This is a genomic window from Bizionia saleffrena (genome assembly GCF_008086175.1).
GTDB lineage: Bacteria > Bacteroidota > Bacteroidia > Flavobacteriales > Flavobacteriaceae > Bizionia > Bizionia saleffrena.
Genome location: NZ_VSKM01000028.1, coordinates 1 through 4,801 on the forward strand (window position 1 = coordinate 1; position 4,801 = coordinate 4,801).

Here is a 4,801-nt window from a genome sequence, read left to right on the forward strand (position 1 = left end):
TTATTAAACGTTGCCGTTTCATAACATTCTGTCGTTGGCTCGGTTGCTTGATCTCCTGTTACCTCCCAAGTACAACTTTCTGTATTAAACGTCGCTGTTTCCCAACATTCTGTCGCTGGTGCTGCTGCTTGTTCTCCTGTTACATCCCAACTACAAGTATCATTATTAAACGTTGCCGTTTCATAACATTCTGTGATTGGTTCTGCTTCTTGTGTTCCTGTTACAACCCAACTACAAGTATCATTATTAAACGTCGCCGTTTCCCAACATTCTGTCGCTGGTACTGCTGATTGTTCTCCTGTTACAACCCAACTACAAGTATCATTATTAAACGTTGCGGTTTCATAACATTCTGTGGTTGGCTCAGTTGCTTGATCTCCTGTTACCTCCCAAGTACACGTAGAGTCATTAAACGTCGCTGTTTCCCAACATTCTGTGATTGGTGCTGCTAATTGTGTTCCTGTTACAACCCAACTACACGTATCATTACTAAACGTCGCTGTTTCCCAACATTCTGTGTTTGGTGCTGCTGCTTGTTCTCCTGTTACAACCCAACTACAAGTAGAGTCATTAAACGTTGCCGTTTCATAACATTCTGTCGTTGGCTCGGTTGCTTGTTCTCCTGTTACATCCCAACTACACGTATCATTATTAAACGTTGCCGTTTCATAACATTCTGTGGTTGGCTCAGTTGCTTGATCTCCTGTTACCTCCCAAATACACGTATCATTATTAAACGTTGCCGTTTCATAACATTCTGTGATTGGTTCTGCTGCTTGTGTTCCTGTTACAACCCAAATACAAATTGTATCATTAAACGTTGCCGTTTCATAACATTCTGTGGTTGGTTCTGATTGTTGTGTTCCTGTTACCTCCCAACTACACTTATCATTATTAAACGTTGCGGTTTCCCAACATTCTGTGGTTGGTTCTGATGGTGTTCCAGGTTGCTCAGTGATCGTTACACTTGCAGAAGCATCAGAAGTACAGCTTTCTAATGTTGATGTTATTGTGTAAGTTCCTGCTGGCGCTGTTACGGTGTCTCCTGAAATTGTTACTTCTGTAGATGGACTTACAACATAAGCATAAGACGCTTCATAATTAGTTATTGTAAAACTTCCCGTAGTAGTTGTACACGTTGTCTGTGTGTTAATACTAATCTCGGGTTGTACTGGCGTTGTGGGTTGTTTAGCGATGATTACACTTGAGGCTTTCGAAATACAATCAGCAGCATTTTTAACCGTCACATTATAATTACCAGAAGCTAAACTAGCAAAGGTATTTCCTATTTGATAAGCAGAACCGTTGATACTATACGTTAATCCTGTACCAGTTGGTGCTGTTACGGTAATAGTCCCTGTACTAGTGTCACATGTTGGTTGGTCAATGGAAACTGTTGGCGTATCTATTTGTTCGCACACCACATTAACAGACATATTAGCCGTATCGCAGTTTGTTGAATTATTAACTTCACATATTTGATATTCAACGTTATAATTTCCTGCTGGAGTATTTGGTGGAATCGCAACAGTTCCATCGGTATTTAATGTAAATCCCGATGGGACTGTAACTCCTGTTAGACTAACATTCCCTGGAGCTGTCCCTATAACTACAGGATCGCCATTTAAGGTGTCATTTGAAGTTACGGCTGTTGTATTCCCTCCTGTAGTTCCATTTACAGGAGACATAGTATCTACCACTGCATCTATAACTGGAGCTAAAACCACAACAGTAGAGATTACTGTATCGCAGTTTGTTGGATTATTAACCTCACATATTTTGTATTCAACACCATACTCTCCGGCTGGCGTATTTGGTGGAATAGTTACTGTTCCGTCGCCATTTAATGTAAACTCCGATGGAACTGTTACTCCTGTTAGACTAACATTCCCTGGAGCTGTCCCTATAACTAGAGGATTTCCATTTAAGGTATCATTTGAAGTTAAAGCTGTTGTATCACCTCCCGTTAGTCCATTTACGGCGGCTGTAGTATCTTCTACTGCATCTATAACCGGTGCTGAAACCACAATAATAGAGCGCACTGTATCGCAGTTTGCTGGATTGTTAACATCACATATTTTGTATTCAACATTATACTCTCCTGCTGGAGTATTTGGTGGAATAGTCACTGTCCCATCACTATTTAAAGTAAATCCTGAAGGAACTGTTACTCCTGTTTCATCACTATATAAAGTAAATCCTGCAGGAACTGTTACTCCTGTTAGAGTAACACTGTCTAAACCTGTTCCTATAACTACAGGATCGCCATTTAGGGTATCATTTATACCTAAGCTAGACGTATCTCCTCCTGTTAATCCATTTACTGCCGCTGTAGTATCTATAACGGCATCTATAATCGTCACTAGCACTGTAGCGGTAGCTGTATCGAAATTTGGTGAGCGAATTCCTACTTCGCTTAATTGATACGTAATGCTATAAGTTCCTGGGGCAGTGTTGGCCTCTAAGATCAATACTCCTTCCGCGCCAATACTCAATGGTCCTGCGCTAATTGGTGTAACATTCGTATTGGCTCCTGTTACAGTAACATCATCCAGGGTGTCATTTGCCGTTACAACACCAACATTCGTTGCAACATTATGTACTTCTACTACAGTGTATGAATCGACTACAGCATTTATCTCAATACTGCAATCGTATATAGTTAAAGTTACAGCGGCCCTAGTTTCACTAGAGTATGCTCCGTTGTAAGACTCTGCGTAATAAGTTACACTTCCAATACCAACTTGAGATGGGGTATTTACAACAGTACCTCCAGATGGCGCATCATACCAAACCATTGTTTGATTTGTTGAAGAAGGATTAGAAGCAGTAGCAGTAATGGTTTGCGACGGTGTTCCGTCTGAACATACTTCTTGGTTGCCACCAGAAACTGGCTCCGATTCAACAAAGCAAAGTGTGTCATTATAAATTACCCCCGTACTAAAACCAATTGCTCCAGCTGTAGAAAGCAATCGGCCCTCTAAGTTACCATTTGCTCCCATAGTAGCGGCTCCGCCATGAGAAATAACGGTTCCTTTCATATAAGTAAAGGTTCCGATAGAAACGGCACCAGTCGCAACTCTGGCTCCCCCAATCCAAAAAACATTACATCGACGCGCTCCATTTGTCAAAATTACTTTTGATTGTGCAGCTACTGTAAAAGCCCCTCCAAACCTAAAAATAAATAATGCATCGGGATTATTCTGAGCATCTAAAGTAATCGTTCCTGCTAAAGATCCAGCGGCTCCAATATCATACACTCCAGAATTAACCGTCTCTCCACTTCCAAAGGCTGGCGTGTGTCCAGAAACAGTAACTGGTATATCAATAAGTTGGTTATAGGCATAATCTAAATCTTCTACAGCTTGTGCTGTCTTCTCCCCTGGAGTATAAAAAGATCCAACATGAGTTGAAGTAGCAAACCCACTTATAGCGCCCGCATTTGATCCTATATCACCCACAATACCAGAGGTTGCTGCATTTGCCACGGCACCAGCACTGGTAAAAAGCGCATAATTTTTAAGACTTCCTAAAACATCGACAACAGGATTAGGAGCACACAGACCTAAGCATTTTATGGGAATTGTTATAGGACCAGCAGGTGTATTAGCTTCACTTCCTGCCCCAATGGTTATAGCTCCTTCTGAGGCGAGCAATCTCCCTTCTACAGTAACACCGGTTCCAAGACTAATAGCTCCAGGATGCGAGAACAACGTTCCTTTTACATTACTATTTGCTCCAATTGGAATAGCCCCTGGGCACACACACAATGTATAATTAATTGCTAGGTCACTGCCGACTTACGAACATTCCTGCGGAATATTCTATCTGTGTTTTATTTGCTAAATTAGTTGCTTAACCACGCAACTAACCATACACATCACGTTGTATGCAAGCTAAAAAAACGAATACCAATTAATGGATTTAACTATAAAAGAAACTTATAATCGACCATTTATATTTATTCCAAAAACAATCTTGTGGATTATCAAACAGCGAGATTTAGAGAAGGATAATGATAATTTAATTGGAATTAATTCTTCAATCATTCTCAATTTGACATCGTTAGTTGAATCTTTTAATAAAGAACTAATGATAAGTTGGATTAAAAATCATATGTCCAAATCTGAGCCTGAATCTGAACTTGAAGATGATGAAATGCCAAATTGGGATATGTCAATGGGAGAATACTTATTAGAACGATTAACAGACGAACTAATTCTCGAAATAGAATCTTCCGAATGGAACAAACAACTTAAATTATTTACTAAAATAACAAACGAGGGAATAAATCGCATAATTGAGAAAGAAACTCTTAATGGAATGAATCAGTTGTTTAAATATAGAAATATTCTTACTCACGGAAACAAATTGAGTTTAATAGAATGGATTTATGACAATAAGACATCCGAAAGGTTAGAACCCAATAAATTTGAAGGAATATTTACTTTCTTAAAACAACAAAACCTTGTTTCTGGGAAACTAAAAGATGTAAAATCAGACATTTTTGAATTGACCTTTTCAAATGAAGTAGTTGACTATTTTATTAAAATCATAAATAAGTATTTGGACGAAGTAAAAAAATCATTTGAAATGTCTATTGAAATAAATAAAACACTATTTGAATTGAAAATATAAAAAAAGCCAGCATACAATCGAGTAGACGGCTGACAATCGAATGATTGCCAGTGCGCCTCTCACACCACCGTACGTACGGGTCTCGTATACGGCGGTTCAACGTTCATCTCAACAATTGCTCTTTACACCAATTGAAGCTACCTACTATTTTAAGCATAGGCTA

Annotated in this window: 2 protein-coding genes; one reads left to right on the top strand and one right to left on the bottom strand. The window is 39.2% G+C overall.

All coding sequences use genetic code 11. From position 1 onward, the window contains the following. The coding region (locus tag ES676_RS14400; protein ID WP_148371021.1) for an ice-binding family protein at window positions 1–3,764 on the bottom strand (3,764 nt) is incomplete at its 3' end. Between the two features lie 154 nt (window positions 3,765–3,918). Here ES676_RS14400 and ES676_RS14405 point away from each other — a divergent pair. Then, window positions 3,919–4,638 (top strand): hypothetical protein, encoded by a 720-nt coding sequence (locus ES676_RS14405; protein ID WP_148371022.1) that lies wholly within the window; start codon window positions 3,919–3,921, stop codon window positions 4,636–4,638. Window positions 4,639–4,801: the final 163 nt, after the last annotated feature.

Coding starts and splice junctions, on each gene's coding strand:
- ES676_RS14405 (WP_148371022.1), top strand. CDS start 3,919: ATGGATTTAACTATAAAAGAAACTTATAATCGACCATTTATATTTATT.